Annotated in this window: 19 protein-coding genes and 1 pseudogene; 16 read left to right on the top strand and 4 right to left on the bottom strand. The window is 62.8% G+C overall.

Annotated features, from left to right (window positions below):
• Positions 1–214: 214 nt before the first annotated feature.
• From ABIN98_RS22065 to ABIN98_RS22040, 6 genes and pseudogenes are all read left to right on the top strand, one after another.
• The gene (locus ABIN98_RS22065; protein ID WP_346913184.1) at positions 215–616 is read left to right on the top strand and encodes a single-stranded DNA-binding protein; all 402 of its coding nucleotides are present in this window, start codon (positions 215–217) and stop codon (positions 614–616) included.
• A 518-nt stretch (positions 617–1,134) separates the two neighbouring features.
• Positions 1,135–1,299, top strand: coding sequence for a hypothetical protein (locus tag ABIN98_RS22060; protein WP_346913182.1), 165 nt, complete (start codon positions 1,135–1,137; stop codon positions 1,297–1,299).
• A gap of 164 nt (positions 1,300–1,463) precedes the next feature.
• On the top strand, positions 1,464–1,709 hold the full coding sequence (locus ABIN98_RS22055; RefSeq protein WP_346913180.1) for a helix-turn-helix transcriptional regulator: 246 nt from the start codon (positions 1,464–1,466) through the stop codon (positions 1,707–1,709).
• Positions 1,710–1,853: 144 nt separating this feature from the next.
• Positions 1,854–2,118 (top strand): annotated as a pseudogene (locus tag ABIN98_RS22050) (DNA -binding domain-containing protein).
• Between the two features lie 123 nt (positions 2,119–2,241).
• Entirely contained in the window at positions 2,242–2,514 is a 273-nt protein-coding gene (locus ABIN98_RS22045; RefSeq protein WP_394701583.1) for a transcriptional regulator domain-containing protein, read from the top strand.
• An 11-nt stretch (positions 2,515–2,525) separates the two neighbouring features.
• Positions 2,526–3,002, top strand: coding sequence for a DUF2285 domain-containing protein (locus tag ABIN98_RS22040; protein ID WP_346913178.1), 477 nt, complete (start codon positions 2,526–2,528; stop codon positions 3,000–3,002).
• Between the two features lie 51 nt (positions 3,003–3,053).
• Here the strand turns inward: ABIN98_RS22040 and ABIN98_RS22035 are convergent, their stop codons facing one another.
• The gene (locus tag ABIN98_RS22035) at positions 3,054–3,944 is read right to left on the bottom strand and encodes a methyltransferase domain-containing protein (RefSeq protein ID WP_346913176.1); all 891 of its coding nucleotides are present in this window, start codon (positions 3,942–3,944) and stop codon (positions 3,054–3,056) included.
• Positions 3,945–4,156: 212 nt separating this feature from the next.
• On the opposite strand from ABIN98_RS22035, the gene ABIN98_RS22030 reads away from it, so the two are divergent.
• From ABIN98_RS22030 to ABIN98_RS21990, 9 genes are all read left to right on the top strand, one after another.
• Entirely contained in the window at positions 4,157–4,438 is a 282-nt protein-coding gene (locus ABIN98_RS22030; protein ID WP_346913174.1) for a helix-turn-helix domain-containing protein, read from the top strand.
• A gap of 18 nt (positions 4,439–4,456) precedes the next feature.
• On the top strand, positions 4,457–5,584 hold the full coding sequence (locus tag ABIN98_RS22025; RefSeq protein ID WP_346913172.1) for a replication initiator protein A: 1,128 nt from the start codon (positions 4,457–4,459) through the stop codon (positions 5,582–5,584).
• The gene (gene parA, locus ABIN98_RS22020) at positions 5,581–6,234 is read left to right on the top strand and encodes a ParA family partition ATPase (protein WP_346913170.1); all 654 of its coding nucleotides are present in this window, start codon (positions 5,581–5,583) and stop codon (positions 6,232–6,234) included. Before ABIN98_RS22025 ends, parA begins: the two co-directional genes overlap by 4 nt.
• Entirely contained in the window at positions 6,231–6,482 is a 252-nt protein-coding gene (locus ABIN98_RS22015) for a hypothetical protein (protein ID WP_346913168.1), read from the top strand. Before parA ends, ABIN98_RS22015 begins: the two co-directional genes overlap by 4 nt.
• A complete protein-coding gene (locus tag ABIN98_RS22010) occupies positions 6,479–7,000 on the top strand; it encodes a DUF2840 domain-containing protein (RefSeq protein WP_346913166.1) in 522 nt (173 codons plus the stop codon). The genes ABIN98_RS22015 and ABIN98_RS22010 overlap by 4 nt, the downstream gene beginning before the upstream one ends.
• Positions 6,997–7,542, top strand: coding sequence for a S26 family signal peptidase (locus ABIN98_RS22005; RefSeq protein WP_346913164.1), 546 nt, complete (start codon positions 6,997–6,999; stop codon positions 7,540–7,542). Before ABIN98_RS22010 ends, ABIN98_RS22005 begins: the two co-directional genes overlap by 4 nt.
• A gap of 48 nt (positions 7,543–7,590) precedes the next feature.
• Positions 7,591–7,926, top strand: coding sequence for a DUF736 domain-containing protein (locus ABIN98_RS22000; RefSeq protein WP_346913162.1), 336 nt, complete (start codon positions 7,591–7,593; stop codon positions 7,924–7,926).
• A gap of 3 nt (positions 7,927–7,929) precedes the next feature.
• Positions 7,930–8,697, top strand: a complete 768-nt coding sequence (locus tag ABIN98_RS21995; RefSeq protein ID WP_346913160.1) for a lytic transglycosylase domain-containing protein — start codon at positions 7,930–7,932, stop codon at positions 8,695–8,697.
• A 243-nt stretch (positions 8,698–8,940) separates the two neighbouring features.
• Complete coding sequence (locus ABIN98_RS21990) at positions 8,941–10,680, top strand: DUF3363 domain-containing protein (RefSeq protein WP_346913158.1); 1,740 nt, start codon at positions 8,941–8,943, stop codon at positions 10,678–10,680.
• A gap of 131 nt (positions 10,681–10,811) precedes the next feature.
• On the opposite strand, the gene ABIN98_RS21985 is transcribed toward ABIN98_RS21990, so the two are convergent.
• The 3 genes from ABIN98_RS21985 to ABIN98_RS21975 are packed head-to-tail and all read right to left on the bottom strand — an operon-like array spanning position 10,812 to position 12,220.
• Entirely contained in the window at positions 10,812–11,180 is a 369-nt protein-coding gene (locus tag ABIN98_RS21985) for a hypothetical protein (protein ID WP_346913156.1), read from the bottom strand.
• Positions 11,149–11,562 carry a hypothetical protein gene (locus ABIN98_RS21980; protein WP_346913154.1) on the bottom strand — a complete coding sequence of 138 codons (414 nt, stop codon included), beginning with the start codon at positions 11,560–11,562 and terminating at the stop codon, positions 11,149–11,151. The genes ABIN98_RS21985 and ABIN98_RS21980 overlap by 32 nt, the downstream gene beginning before the upstream one ends.
• Positions 11,507–12,220, bottom strand: coding sequence for a DUF2971 domain-containing protein (locus tag ABIN98_RS21975; RefSeq protein ID WP_346913152.1), 714 nt, complete (start codon positions 12,218–12,220; stop codon positions 11,507–11,509). Before ABIN98_RS21975 ends, ABIN98_RS21980 begins: the two co-directional genes overlap by 56 nt.
• Before the next feature lie 262 nt (positions 12,221–12,482).
• On the opposite strand from ABIN98_RS21975, the gene ABIN98_RS21970 reads away from it, so the two are divergent.
• Entirely contained in the window at positions 12,483–14,468 is a 1,986-nt protein-coding gene (locus ABIN98_RS21970) for a conjugal transfer protein TraG (RefSeq protein ID WP_346913150.1), read from the top strand.
• The last annotated feature ends 2 nt before the right edge of the window (positions 14,469–14,470 follow it).

Below are 14,470 nucleotides of genomic sequence, written 5' to 3'. Positions count from 1 at the left end.
CCCTTCCGACTGAGTGATCCCCTAAGCCCGTTCGCTTTCCGCCAGCAACCCCCGCGGGGCCGGACCGAGTTGGCGCGTTCCGCGCCTGCCCGCACCACTCCGGCCCTTGGGGGTCGAACTTCCTCCAAGGCGTCAGTGCAGACGTCTCCCGACGGTCCTTTTCCGGGTCTCGTCGGAGGGACGGTCCCTCTGGCTGAAGCAACGGAGACTTGAAATGCAGAACATCGTTATTCTCGCCGGCAACATCGGTCAGGAACCGGACACCCGCACCACCCAGGGCGGCACGTCCATCACCCACTTCACGCTCGCCACCTCGCGGCCGCGCTACGCCGAGGGCAAGGTTCTTCGCGACGAGAACGGCTACCGAGTCCAGGACACCGAATGGCACCGCATCACCTGCTTCAACGGTCTCGGCAAGACGGTCCAGCAGTATTGTGAGAAGGGCATGAAGGTCCTGCTTCGCGGCCGCATCCACTACACGAAATGGACCGACCAGCAGGGCAACGATCGCTACGGTTGCGAGATCATCGCCGAAACGGTCGACTTCCTCAGCAGGGCGAAGCAGACCGAAAGCCAAGACGGCAAGTTCATCGACGACGATGACATCCCGTTCTGAGCGGGAACAGCAGAAGGCCCGGCGGCTACCGCCGCCGGGCTTTTCAGTGCATCGACGCCCAGCTTTCAAGCGTTGGACCGTTCATTGCAACAGGTCGGAAAGGGCAACCTGTCGATCCGGGACGCAGTGCTGTTGCACCCGTTCGCGAGCCGTCAATCCCTCGGTTCCGTCCGACCGGCCAGTACGGCGTTTCGTGTCAAAATGGATCTCACGCTGCACCTGCACCGGGCGCGAAAATACCCTCATGTCCAATCTGGAGCGTTCTGTGAGGCTTCGGCAGGGCATATGCGAAGCCGCGCTGACAGCGGCTCCTGTCTTGCGGGCATGGCCACCCCGCTCTTTGAGGGCCCAACCTTGGTTCCGTCACGGACTTCCACGATCAACCCATAAAGGGTCGGACTATGCAAAGCATGCCGCCGTCCGGTGCTTCGCCCCGGCGGTGATCGCGTCCGTGCCCGAACACTTCGGGCGCCTGTCGAGCGGGGAATGGTTCCCGCCCACAAGACAGGAGCCGGAAAATGTCCTTCACAGATGCCCACGCCTACGCGTTCAGCCTCGCCATCACGCTGATGACCTCGATCGTGATCTTCCGCGCCGGTGACGGAACGATGAGCGTCATGCCCACCGCCGAATACGATGGCGACGACGACACGATCGTCGAGGAAATCGACCCCTTCTCCTGACGTGAGGAGGACATTGTCCTCCTCACCCGGCGACCGAATCGGTCCTTCTCCGACCGCGCAAGTTCGTTCAATCGTGTAGATTTTCACTGGCAAGGCACACCAAGAGCGACTAAAATAGCCGTAGTTATGGCGTACGCATTCGTGACTGTAGGAGGTGATCATGCATGATCACTGCCCGACAGTCGCGGGCCGCGCGCGCGTTGCTTGGTTGGACGCAGGAGACGCTCGCTGACAAGGCCCGAATATCGCTGACCGCACTCAAGCGCCTCGAATCGGAAAACGATCTGAGGGTGTACGAGACCACGCGCGATCAGGTCCGCCGGGCGTTCGAAGCGAATGGCGTTGTTCTCCTAAACTCTGACCGAGGCGAAGGAGTGATGATCGTTCATGCCGCAGCGAAGCAGGATTAGGAAACGCCGGTCTAATAAAAACCTGCTCGTTGGTGCCCATGCGCTGCCTCCGTCGCATCGATTTCGCGGAACCCCTCTACAATCTTCGTGGAATTGCGTTAACCATAGCGAATTGCGGCTCCGCGCCAGGACATAGGAGCACACATGAGCAAACCCGACTTCATGGATGAGCCACCGAAGAGCGAGCATCTGACAGACTATGACCGCGCTCATTTCGTGACCTATCTGCGATTGCTCGACGCAGAGGCGGAATCGGCACATTGGGCTGAAGTGGTCCGCATCATCTTCGGTCTCGATCCTGACAAACAACCCGAACGCGCCATGCGGATCCACGAGGTCTCATCTCGTCCGTGCACGGTGGATGACGGAGAACGGTTACCGCGAACTTCTGCGATCCGCCTACCACTAGGGGGCAAGGTGATGCACTGATCGCATCGCCATTTGTCGGCAGCCCGACTATCCAGAATTCGACTTTGCAGCAACCCTCCAAACACATGCGGAGCCGCTGCATGGAGTCTGAGAGGGGATCGGAATGGTGGCGCAGGCGAAGTGGCGAGACGACGAGGCGTATCGGTATCTTGAAGACCTGAACCCGGCGGAACTCGCCTGGGAATTTCTCCGGCGCAACTCCGACTATCAGCGGGAAGTCGCGGCTTCGAGTCCGTTGGATGACCGAGCCGTAGCGGCGCTGAACGCGCACTGGGGGTTGCGCTTTCCCCGATACCTCCGAACCTACCCGCCACGAGTGCCGACATCTTCTGGAGCCCCGCAGTCGATCCGGCCGCAGTCATTCTGGCACCGATAATCGTACCGGGCTTGATCACGGCAACAATCGCCGCCGATCCGATCAGCGCCAGGTCGGCTGAGGAAGGCCTCTATCTCCGCTTCGTCCTCGCCGGTGAGCGTTTCGCCGCTATTGCCCTTGACGGTGAGGCGCCCCGTGGCCCTGTAGCCGCCCTCGCGCCTGTCGATCCACTTCTCCATGATCGCGTCGACGCGCTGTTCCGCTTCCGAGATGCTCTCGTTTATCATCGAGCGACACCAGACATTCGACTCACAGCCCAGCGCAGGCGCCATCTCATCGAAATGCTCCGGGCGATCGATGCCCGACGGGCAGGCGCCACATATCAGGACATCGCGGAGGCCGTGTTCGGCGCCGAGCGTGAAAGCGCGACTTTGTGGAAGTCGATGCCGTTGCGCGACCTCGTGATGCGTCGGGTTCGTAGCGGCTTCGACCTTGTCGCCGGCGGCTATCGGACGCTGCTTTACAAACATCGAATCCAGCAATGGTAGTCCGCTGGTTCCTCCCGCATGGCGCCGCTGCGCCGCCAATCGCCCGTGCTTTCAGGTCTTTAGCGGATCGTATGACAGCGCCCAATGCGGCGACGAGATCCAGCAGCGTGACGCGTCAGCGGGCGAGCGCCAGATAAAGCTGCGGACGAACTCAGCACCCGACCGCCGGAATGCCTCCTGCAGCCTCTCCGTCTCGCCGGAGTCGTCGTTTCCAGCACGTCCCTCGGCGTGGACAAAGTAAGCTGGACAAATCTGTGCAGCGGAGAACCCCGTAGCCATGCGCTGGAGGAGAAAGGCAGCTCCGTGACGAGAGAAACGCGGACCAGCAGGTCGCATTGGTTTGCCCGGAACACCGAGCGGTATGACCAAGCGTCCTCTATCGGCGAGGCCATCAATCCATCTGTCGCGCGGAGAGAGAGACGCGAAGTTGATATAGATCCCATCGACCTTGTCTTTCGGCCAATCGGTGGCGTCATCGACGACGAGTTCCACATTCGCGTAGGACTGGAGAGCGGGTCGCGCAATCCGCACCAGTGCTTCATCGATCTCTATAGCAATGACTCGTCCTTTCGGGCCCACAAGCTCTGCGAGGATGGCCGTGTAATACCCGGTACCGGCACCGAGATGCACCACAGTATCTCCAGGCTGCGGCGCAAGCGCGCTCAGCAGCCTTGCATGCAAGGATGGCCCGCCATTGTTAACGCCACGCCATGACGACAGCACGAAGAGTGCATCCTGATAGGCATAGACCGGATCATTCGCCGGAAGACGCGCGGGAGATCGCGAGAAATCAATAATCTGCCAGGGATCTGATCCAAGGAAGTCTTCACGGCGCACTGTGCGGAATGCCCGCTCGAGAGCTACATTGTCCGCAACGCCCGCCACAGCGCAAATCTGCTTCGCAAACGCGGCGCGAACTATGGCAAGTTCTTCCGAAGTCATGCCTTCATAATCTCCAAGAAACGACGCCTAGCCAGATTGTGCATGAATTCGGGCCGACTGCATCCAAGAAATATTCGCTTCACTGGCCAACCAGGGGTGCGGGTCCGAATTTAGTTTTTCGCACTCCCTCGCGCTGTTCCTTCTCCTCCACCGTGGTGGCCATTCGCCGCTGAACCGCAGCGGTCACCGGCTACCCCACGGAGGTCCGATCCATGCGAACCGATCACGCCGCACTGCCGCCGCGCTTCCTACGCACGAAGGAAGCTGCCGAATTCCTTAGCCTCTCCGCTCGCACCCTAGAAAAGCACCGCACCTACGGAACGGGTCCAGCGTACCGAAAGCTCGGCGGCCGCGTCGTCTATGCCGTCGATGACCTCGAAGCCTGGGCCGCGCGCGGCGCCGTGACGTCCACCTCGGACCCGCGCGGGCGCGTGTTGCCCGCGAAGCCCCAGACGCTCCCCGCCAGTCCGCAACCCGGCCGTCACGCGCGCTGAGCGCGCGCGGTTTCACGAATGACGGCGCGGCGTCGATCCCTGTCGGAGCGCGGACAGCTCGACCTGTTTCGGGCGCTCCCCGGAGATTTCGCGCCACGAGACGCGCAGGATCTCATGGCCTATCCTTTCTTCTCCCTGTCCAAATCCCATCGCATCGCTCCAATCGATTTCACCGTCGGCGGCGTCATGATCCGCGTCGAAGCCGTGCCGGAGCACGGCATGGCGACCATCTGGGATGCGGACATCCTCATCTGGGCTGCAAGCCAGATCGTCGAGGCTCGCGACGCGGGATTTAGCACGTCGCGCCTGATGGCGGCGACACCCTATGAAATCTTGACCTTCGTCGGCCGCGGCACGTCGATGCGCGACTACCAGCGCCTCAAGGCTGCCCTCGACCGTCTCCAATCCACCACGGTTTCCACCTCGATCCGTCAGCCGAGCGAAGGTCGTCGCCATCGCTTCTCCTGGATCAACGAATGGCAGGAGCGCACCGACCACCAAGGCCGGCCGGACGGAATCGAGCTGATCGTGCCGGACTGGTTCTATCGCGCGGTGCTCGACGACGGGCTCGTCCTGACCATCGATCGTGCTTACTTCGCCCTGACGGGCGGGCTCGATCGCTGGCTCTATCGCCTGGTGCGCAAGCATGGCGGCCGCCAGCGCGGGGGCTGGCGTTTCGACTTCCACCATCTCCACCAGAAATCGGGCAGCCTGTCGCCCTATAAGCGCTTCGCCTTCGAGCTGCGCCACATCATCCGTCGCCAGCCGCTGCCCGGATACACGCTGTCTCTCGAGGTCGAGGCGGCCGGCCGGACTTTGCTCGCCTTCGAGTCGAATCCGGCCTGTGGAAAACCTGTGGACGGCGTCGTGCTATCGGGAACCCGCGCTATCGTGCCATCAGGAACCCGAGGCTCGTGCTATCGGGAACCCAAATCGGACTTAACGTGCGGGACAAAAAAGAAAAATCGCGCCCGTAACTTAGAGTCTAACAAAGAATCTAACTCTGTAGAGGGCGCGCGCGATGTGGAAAACATCGCTCAAAACCCTGCGCCAGGCGCTTCGAAAGGCCGTGGTGCGAACGCTTCCGCGATCCGATCAGGCACATCGAAGCTGCACCTCGATCGTCAATCGGGAGGCAAGCGATGATCGTCGCGTTGCTCAACCAGAAGGGCGGCACGGGGAAGACAACGCTCGCCCTGCATCTCGCCGGTGAATGGGCTCAGCGCGGGAATCGCGTCACGCTGATCGACGCCGACCCGCAAGGTTCGGCCCTCGACTGGTCCGAGCAGCGCGCCCGCGAGCATCTTCCTCGCCGCTTCGGCGTCGTCGGCCTGGCACGCGATACGCTTCATCGCGAGGCACCCGAGCTTGCACGCAACGCCGATCATGTCGTCATCGACGGCCCGCCGCGCGTCGCCGGATTGATGCGCTCGGCCTTGCTCGCCGCCGACCTCGTTCTCATTCCCGTGCAGCCGTCGCCGCTCGATGGCTGGGCGTCGGCCGAGATGCTGGCGCTCGTCAACGAGGCGCGCATCTATCGGCCCGAACTCGTCGCACGCTTCGTTCTGAACCGGTGTGCAACACGCACCGTGCTCGCCCGCGAAACGGGCGCGGCGCTGGCCGATCACGATCCGCCAGTTCTCCCCGCCACCGTCGGGCAGCGTATCGCCTTCGCGGCCGCCGCGCAGACCGGTCGCCTGGTCTCCGAAGTCGACAATGCCGCAGTGGCCGCGCGCGAGATCACGGCCCTGGCCGATCAGATCGTCCGCATCGTCGCCGGAAAGGCGTCGCCATGAGCGAACGTCCGAACCGCCGCACATTCGCCGCCAGGCCCGCCGATCCCGAGCAATGGATCAAATCCGCCGATGCTGCCTCCCGCGATGGCAGGACACCCGGCTACACCGCGCGATTGACCATCGACATCACGCCTGAGTTGCGCGGCCGCATCAAGATCGCCGCGTTCCAGCGCGGCGTCACGGTCGCCGATATGCTGCGTGACCTGCTCGCGCGGGAATTCCCAGAAGACGAAGGAGACCTCTCATGACCGGCACCGCGGCCCCCCGCGTTGGCGGCGGCCCGACGCCGTCCGCCTATAATCCCGATGCGCTCACCCATGTCGAACTCACCTGGATCGAGAAGCGGATCGAATACTGGATTCGCTTCGGCCGCGGGACCGGCGAGCGGATCATCGACCGACGCCGACGCGTCGTCTCCTTTCGGCCCGGCGCCGTCTTCGCCTTCGTGCGCTGGGCGGCCAACGACTACGGCACGGTCATCTCGCGCATCGACATCGTGCGCGCCGCCGCACCCAGCGCCGCATACCAGACGCTGCCCTTCGTCCGTCCCGGCGGCGAAATCCTGCTCAAGATCGAGGGCTGGCCCAAGGTCGAGAAGGTGCTTCAGCATATCGACGCGGTGGAAGCCGCCGGCGTCGATCCCTGCGACGCCGCCCCCGATCACTGGCGTCATGTCGCGCACCGGATGGCTGCCGGCCAGGAGACGCGTCCCTACACCCTGGAGCGCCATCAGGCATGGCTCAAGCGGCGGGAGATCGAACAATGACCCGCTTCGGCTATGTCATGGCGACCTACTTCGTCGCGATGGGTGTCGCCGCGGTCGCCGTCATTCCGACATCGCTCAAGCTCGTCTGGAACGTGTCGGCCAGCGCACCGATCGGCCTTTATCGGATCGAGCCCGCCGAGCATCTCGACGTTCCCGATCTCGTCGTGGTCATGCCACCCGAGCCGCTTGAGGACTTCATGGTCGAGCGCGGTTACATCGGCCGCGACGTGCCGGTCCTGAAGCGCGTCCTCGGCCTGCCGGGACAGCGCGTATGCCGCATCGGCCGCACCATCACGGTCGACGGAATCGAAATGGGCAAGGCGCTCGACCGCGATCGGCTCGACCGCCCACTGCCGGTCTGGAGCGGCTGCCGCGCCGTCGCGACCGACGAACTCTTCCTCATGAATTGGCAAGTCCCCGATAGCCTGGATGGCCGCTATTTCGGCCCGCTTTCGGCCACGACCGTCATCGGCCGGGCCATCCCCCTCTACACCGACGAAGACGGAAACGGCCGCTTCGTCTGGCGCGCGCCGACGCGGTGACGACGCGCGCCTTCCTGCAATCTCGTCGCATCCAAACAGGAGTTCATCATGCCCCAGATCGGACAATTCACGCGCACACCAGACGGCTATAGCGGTCGCATGCGCTCGCTGTCCTTCGACTGCGAGCTCACCTTCGTTGCGGCCGAGGTTGCCGACAGCGAGAACGCGCCTGCCTACCGCGTTCATCTCGGCGATGAGGCCGGACCCGAGGTCGGTGCAGGCTGGAAACATACCGGCGACCGCGCCGGCACCTTCATTTCCGTCGTCCGCGACGACCCGGCATTCGCGTTTCCGGTGCGCGCCCGGCTGTTCCAGTCGGACGAGGATGGACGCGACTGGGGCCTGCACTGGACACGCCCGAAGAAGCGCGACGAGCAGGACTGATCGATGCCGCTCATCGGTCCGTCAGCAACATTGCGGCGGTGCGGCCCCTGCGGCCGTATCGTCCTCCTTCTCCTTTCCGGCCTAGTCACCGTTGCGCTCGACACCGGCCACGCATCTGCGCAACCAACGCCAACCGGACAGCATGAAGTCGGCGATCCCATTGCAGCCCATATTACTGAAGCGGCGCAGCGGTTCGGCCTTCCTGAACGCTGGATTATCGTCGTCATGCGTGCTGAAAGCGCAGGCAACACACGCGCGGTCTCCCATGCCGGCGCACAGGGGTTGATGCAGGTCATGCCGGCGACCTGGGATGATCTGCGGGTTCGATACCGGCTCGGCTCCGATCCCTTCGACCCGCGCGACAATATCATCGCGGGCGCGGCCTATTTGCGCGAAATGTACGACCGCTACGGCACAATTCCGGCGATGCTCGCGGCATACAATGCCGGTCCCGATCGGTACGACGAGCACCTCGCGACAGGCCGTCCGCTGCCCGCCGAAACGCGCGCCTATGTCGATCTGCTTGCACCGGCGCTAGGCGCAACGATGCCATCGCCCGGCGCTCCGGCTGTGTCATCACCGCCACCCGACTGGCGCGAGGCGCCGCTGTTCGTCCCGCGCTCAGTTGACGGCCGGACAGTCGCGGACCGCGTCACGGACAAGCAACCGGATGGCACCTCTGCTTCCGTTCCGGAGCAGCCCGATGCCGAGGATCAGTCACATCCGAAAGCGATCTTCGTTGCTCAGGGTGACGCAGGGGGTGAACCATGACGTGTTGCAGCTCTCATCGCATGATGTCGAGCTCTGGCGTGTCATGGAGTACGAGCGCGGGAGCGGCATGCACCACAACCGACCGATGGCAGGATAAAAGGGCGCACATTGCGCGTCGGTCGGTCGGTTGGTTTTGTTGGGTTTTCTGGCGCGTTCCGCACATTGTCCAGCTCCGCCGCAATGTGCGCCGAGCGTTCAACATCCCAAATTTGCTGGGTTTTCCGCACATTGCAGAGCGATGCCATGGGCGATGACCGCGAGTTCCGCATCCGTCCCGGCCGCATCCGCTCGACCCGCGCCCAGGCGGCGCGCCCCTTCATCGCCCAGGCCCTGGCGGCCGCGAAGAAGGCGGGGGGCGGCGTGTCGCGTTCCGGGCGCGTCACGTCCGGCAACCGCTCGCGCTTCGGCCACGGCCAGCGCGCCAGCATCCAGGCCGATTGCCTCATCACCGCCCGCTCGCGTGGCGCGGTCATCAAGGCGCGCGTCGTCCGCCATTCCGCGCGTGCCGCGCCACTCGGCACCCATCTCGATTATCTGCGCCGCGATGGCGTCACCCGCGACGGCGAGAAGGCACGGCTGTTCGGGCCGGGAGAGGAGGAGGCGGATGGCCGAGCCTTCGCCGAGCGCTGCGAGGGTGACCGGCATCATTTTCGCTTCATCGTCTCACCCGACGATGCGCTGGAGATATCCGACCTCCGATCCTTCACCCGTGACCTGGTCGGACAGATGGAGAAGGATCTCGGCACCGATCTCGACTGGGTGGCGGTCGATCACTGGAACACCGAACACCCGCATGTCCATCTGATCGTGCGCGGTATCCGCGACGATGGCGAGGACCTCGTGATCTCGCGCGACTATATCAAGGAAGGCATGCGTGACCGGGCGCGAAGCCTCATCACTTTAGAACTTGGACCGAGGACTGATCTCGACATCCGCCGCGATCTCGAAAGCCAGATTGGCGCCGACCGCTGGACGCAACTCGATCGCCAGCTCGCTCGCGACGGCCGACGCACCGGCGTCATCGACCTCGCGCCGCAACCGGGCGAGCAGCCCGACGAGTTCCGAGCGCTGAAGGTCGGGCGCCTGCGCAAGCTGGAGACGCTGGGCCTCGCCGAGCAGGTCGGACCCGGCCAATGGATGATCGCTGACAATGCCGAGGCGACGCTGCGCGAACTTGGCGAGCGCGGCGACATCATCAAGCGCATGCACCGCGCGCTGACCGAGCGGGGTATTGAACGAGGGTCTGCGGACTATGTTCTGGCGGCCGAGAGTCTCGACACTCCGATCGTCGGGCGACTGGTCGAACGCGGCCTCGATGACGAGCTCAAAGGCACGGCCTATGCCGTGGTCGACGGAGTCGACGGGCGGACTCACCACATCAAGCTCGCCGATCTCGACGCCGCCGGTGACAGCGCGCCGAACTCGATCGTCGAACTGCGCGCCTATGACGATGCACGTGGCAGGCGACGGGTCGCCCTCGCCGGGCGTTCCGATTTAGCCATCGAACGACAGGTGACCGCATCGGGCGCGACCTGGCTCGACCGCCAGAACATTTCACGTGACCCCGCAGTGCTGTCTGAAAGCGGGTTCGGGGCTGAAGTGCGCGGCGCTCTGGACCGGCGCGCGGAACATCTGATCGGAGAGGGTTTTGCCGAGCGACACGGCCACCGGGTTGTCTTCAGCCGCAATCTGCTCGACACGCTCCGTCGGCGCGAGGTGGAGGAACTCGGAGAGAAGTTGGCGGCGCAGACCGGGCAACCGTTCCAACGCGCAGGCAGCGGCGAGTATATCGTCGGCACCTATCGCCAGCGCCTGTCGCTCGCCTCCGGACGCTTCGCGATGATCGACGATGGTCTTGGCTTCCAGCTTGTTCCCTGGACGCCCTCGCTCGAAAAACACCTTGGCCGCCACGTCTCAGGCGTGGCACGCGGCGACGGCGGCGTTGACTGGAGCTTCGGCCGCAAGCGGGGGCTGGGCCGGTGAACTTGATCAGCAGGCCGAACTAGCAACGCCAACCACGCAAAGGGCGGCTGCGAGCCTGATCGAGCCCTTTCCCGATACTTGGGGATGGTCGCTTGGGCACTCTGTGTGGGCCATGTATTCGCTATCGGACATCAACTATTGGTTTTCGTTTCGGGCAGTTGGGTAGAAGGTCGAGATCCACTCCAGCTTGAGTCGGGCGAACACAACACGGGCGGGCTGGCCGCGCGTCCAGTCCGCAGGAGAAAGGCGTTGATCTGTTCACCGACTTGAACGGCGAGGCGGCCCATTTCGGAGACAACCGCTTCGAGAGCCGTTGCCTCCATGAAGGGGCCAATGACCGCGTCGCCTTCCTTTTGTGGTCGCATCATCCAAGCCGATTTCATGGTGGGATGGCCGGCTAACTCGGAAAATAGCTCGTACATTTCGGCGCGTCGTTTCGAGGTAAAGCCGTCGCGGGCATCCAGCGCCTCACGGACCTTTACCGGCGAGAATTCCTTCATCCGCGCCTTCTTGTCTGCATTGCGCCATCGCTTTATCAGTGTCCGGTCGCCGGCGAAAAGGCCTGAGCAGGAAGACAGTCTCAAGCACGTCACGGAGGATGAGAGCGCTGTTCTGGTGGTAGCCGGAAAGCGCCAACTTCAGGCTTGCACCAAGGGCGTTGAATGTCCGCATCCCGAGAACCTGAGCCACTTTCAGGTCTTCGTCGCTGGTGTCGAACTGGCGGAAGATGTCGGCGAGATCCATGGCGGCTTCCACGATGGCGAGGTGCAGTCTCAGCCGCTCGTCGCCGGCAATGATGCCAAGAGCTTTCTCACGAAGTTGCTCCTCACCGCAGTGCAGGTTTGCGAGGTTTGCCGGGATGATGTCTTGGCGCGTGGTCATCGATGGCGGCCTCCTCATCTCCAAAGGGCGGCGTTCCGGTCTTAACGACCGAGAACGTGCCGAATGCCGGCCGGGCCTTGAAGACGGTCACGTTCGAATTCTGTTTGCCAAGAGCGTCCGCGAGTTCGGCGCGGGTGATTGTCGACTGGTCGCCGACGATGACCTCGGCGAGCTTGAGGGTCGGCGAGAACGGCTCAAAATAGAGACCGTTCTCCTGGATGCTCTCGCCGAGACGACAGAAGCAGCGATACTCAGATTCGTATCGCCAGGCGCTGAATTTGGTCAGCAACAAGCCGTCCACTTCAGCGCCTACCAGTTCGCGGCTCACGGGCGTGGGCAGGCGGGTACGGCGATATTTCACCGGGCTGTAGAGATCATTGTCAGGCACGTCGAAGCCAATCGCCATACCCCGATGCTTATCGGCGTAGTGGCCCCAGAGCAGCGGATTCGACCACTTGCGGCTGAAGCACAGAATGCCGAGTTCGGCGTTCCGATCCGCTTTCCACTGCCGCATCTTCGCTCGCGTCTCGGGGTCTTGAAGATTCCATCCGAGGAATTCGAATGGATCGTTCAATTCGTTAACGCGTGCGATTTTGAGACGGCGATCCTTAATCGCAAGCAGTCCGAATTTCTGGGATGTGAAATGATAGAGACGCATGATGGAATGAAGTCGATTCGTTCGAAGACGGCAATCATCATACCCCGAAATCCTACATCTTTACCTTGAACACGCTGACGTGGCTGTCGGGGCCGACCCGACTTTGGCTGCGGAATGGCCTTGGCGGCTTTGTGGGTAGTGCGATCTCCTGGGTCCGCCGTTGTTTATCCGCTAGCCGTCGTTCCTACTACATGAGAACTGGCGGGCTTGCCGATCCGGCTCCCAGCCTCCAGCGTACCGATATTTGCGCGGACTATGGGCCATGTCGGGTACGAAAATTCTTTGGGGTCAGATCCTCATCGTCTTCACGATCGTCCTCACTACCACCTGGGCGGCGACGCAGTGGACGGCTTGGCGGCTTGGTTTCCAGACCCAGCTCGGCACGCCTTGGTTTGAGGTCGCCGACTGGCCGATCTACTATCCGCCGGCCTTCTTCTGGTGGTGGTATTTCTACGACGCCTATGCCCCGCCGATCTTCATCGAGGGCGCCATCATCGCCGCCTCCGGCGGCTTCATCGCGATCGCAGTTGCGATCCTCATGTCCGTCTGGCGGGCGCGCGAGGCAAAAAGCGTCGATACCTATGGATCGGCGCGTTGGGCGAAACCGCATGAAATTAAGGCTGCAGGTCTGCTCGGATCCGACGGCGTCGTTCTCGGTAAGCTCCGAAATGACTATCTGCGCCATGAGGGGCCGGAGCATGTCCTGTGTTTCGCGCCGACGCGTTCGGGCAAGGGCGTCGGTCTCGTCATCCCCTCGCTTCTGACTTGGGCGGGCTCGGCCATAGTCCATGATATTAAGGGGGAGAATTGGCAGCTTACGGCAGGCTTTCGTGCCCGGCACGGCCGCGTGCTGCTGTTTGATCCGACCAATCCGAAATCGTCGGCCTATAATCCGTTGCTCGAGGTTCGCCGCGGCGAGTGGGAGGTCCGCGATGTCCAGAACATCGCCGACATCCTGGTCGATCCGGAAGGCTCCCTCGAGAAGCGCAATCATTGGGAGAAGACCAGTCATGCATTGCTGGTCGGCGCCATCCTCCATGTCCTTTATGCCGAGAAGGACAAGACGCTCGCCGGCGTCGCCGCCTTCCTTTCCGATCCCAAACGACCAATTGAGTCGACACTAGCGGCTATGATGAGGACCGCGCATCTGGGCGAAGCCGGTCCACATCCAGTCATCGCCAGCGCAGCGCGCGAGCTGCTTAACAAGTCGGACAACGAACGCTCCGGTGTGCTCTCCACCGCTATGTCGTTCCTCGGCCTTTATCGCGACCCGGTCGTCGCCAAGGTCACCCGGCGCTGCGACTGGCGCATCACCGATATGGTCGGTGGCAAGCACCCGACGACACTCTACCTCGTCGTACCGCCTTCTGACATCAATCGTACGAAGCCACTGATCCGCCTGATCCTTAATCAGATCGGACGGCGGCTGACCGAGGATCTGCAGAAGAAAGCTGGCCGGCACCGCTTATTGCTCATGCTCGACGAGTTTCCGGCACTCGGACGCCTCGACTTCTTCGAGAGTGCGCTGGCTTTCATGGCGGGCTACGGCCTCAAGAGCTTCCTGATCGCGCAATCGCTGAACCAGATCGAGAAGGCCTACGGCCCGAACAACTCGATCCTCGACAACTGCCATGTCCGCGTCAGCTTCGCCACCAACGACGAGCGCACGGCAAAACGCGTATCTGATGCACTCGGTACGGCGACGGAAATGAGGGCGATGAAGAACTATGCTGGGCACCGTTTGTCGCCCTGGCTCGGCCATCTGATGGTCTCGCGCTCGGAAACCGCCCGTCAGTTGCTTACGCCCGGCGAGGTCATGCAGCTTCCACCCACCGATGAGATTGTCATGGTCGCCGGCACTTCGCCGATCCGCGCAAACAAGGTTCGCTACTACGAAGACCGTCGCTTCCAAGAGCGTATCCTGCCCCCTCCGTCCATGATTGCATCAGCCAAGGCCAGAGGCGACGACTGGACCGTGCTGCCATTGCCACCGAAGCCAGCACTCACCGCTGAGGCCACTGGCAACGCGACCGAGGAGGAAGACACGACTGAATCTGAACGGCGACGCCAGCCTGAGCTTAGCCGCACTCAGCCCGTCGAGAAGAAAGAGCCCCTCGCAAATGAGTTCGAGATCGACCATGTCGATCTCGATCAGGAGGAGAGCGCACGGAACAGCCGGATGACCCGTGTCATGCAACGGGTGGCGCGGCAGGTATCGCTCGACCCCAAGGACGGGATGGAGCTTTAGCC

Origin of the sequence: uncultured Roseibium sp. (genome assembly GCF_963675095.2) — a bacterium.
Lineage (GTDB): Bacteria > Pseudomonadota > Alphaproteobacteria > Rhizobiales > Stappiaceae > Roseibium.
Note: the sequence above shows the minus strand (reverse complement) of the source record. Positions and strands in the feature narration are given on the sequence as shown.

Bases quoted from the DNA above. Each gene is read 5' to 3' on its own strand.
- ABIN98_RS22065 (WP_346913184.1), top strand. From the start codon at position 215: ATGCAGAACATCGTTATTCTCGCCGGCAACATCGGTCAGGAACCGGAC.
- ABIN98_RS22060 (WP_346913182.1), top strand. From the start codon at position 1,135: ATGTCCTTCACAGATGCCCACGCCTACGCGTTCAGCCTCGCCATCACG.
- ABIN98_RS22055 (WP_346913180.1), top strand. From the start codon at position 1,464: ATGATCACTGCCCGACAGTCGCGGGCCGCGCGCGCGTTGCTTGGTTGG.
- ABIN98_RS22045 (WP_394701583.1), top strand. From the start codon at position 2,242: ATGGTGGCGCAGGCGAAGTGGCGAGACGACGAGGCGTATCGGTATCTT.
- ABIN98_RS22035 (WP_346913176.1), bottom strand. From the start codon at position 3,944: ATGACTTCGGAAGAACTTGCCATAGTTCGCGCCGCGTTTGCGAAGCAG.
- ABIN98_RS22030 (WP_346913174.1), top strand. From the start codon at position 4,157: ATGCGAACCGATCACGCCGCACTGCCGCCGCGCTTCCTACGCACGAAG.
- ABIN98_RS22025 (WP_346913172.1), top strand. From the start codon at position 4,457: ATGACGGCGCGGCGTCGATCCCTGTCGGAGCGCGGACAGCTCGACCTG.
- parA (WP_346913170.1), top strand. From the start codon at position 5,581: ATGATCGTCGCGTTGCTCAACCAGAAGGGCGGCACGGGGAAGACAACG.
- ABIN98_RS22015 (WP_346913168.1), top strand. From the start codon at position 6,231: ATGAGCGAACGTCCGAACCGCCGCACATTCGCCGCCAGGCCCGCCGAT.
- ABIN98_RS22010 (WP_346913166.1), top strand. From the start codon at position 6,479: ATGACCGGCACCGCGGCCCCCCGCGTTGGCGGCGGCCCGACGCCGTCC.
- ABIN98_RS22005 (WP_346913164.1), top strand. From the start codon at position 6,997: ATGACCCGCTTCGGCTATGTCATGGCGACCTACTTCGTCGCGATGGGT.
- ABIN98_RS22000 (WP_346913162.1), top strand. From the start codon at position 7,591: ATGCCCCAGATCGGACAATTCACGCGCACACCAGACGGCTATAGCGGT.
- ABIN98_RS21995 (WP_346913160.1), top strand. From the start codon at position 7,930: ATGCCGCTCATCGGTCCGTCAGCAACATTGCGGCGGTGCGGCCCCTGC.
- ABIN98_RS21990 (WP_346913158.1), top strand. From the start codon at position 8,941: ATGGGCGATGACCGCGAGTTCCGCATCCGTCCCGGCCGCATCCGCTCG.
- ABIN98_RS21985 (WP_346913156.1), bottom strand. From the start codon at position 11,180: ATGAAGGAATTCTCGCCGGTAAAGGTCCGTGAGGCGCTGGATGCCCGC.
- ABIN98_RS21980 (WP_346913154.1), bottom strand. From the start codon at position 11,562: ATGACCACGCGCCAAGACATCATCCCGGCAAACCTCGCAAACCTGCAC.
- ABIN98_RS21975 (WP_346913152.1), bottom strand. From the start codon at position 12,220: ATGCGTCTCTATCATTTCACATCCCAGAAATTCGGACTGCTTGCGATT.
- ABIN98_RS21970 (WP_346913150.1), top strand. From the start codon at position 12,483: ATGTCGGGTACGAAAATTCTTTGGGGTCAGATCCTCATCGTCTTCACG.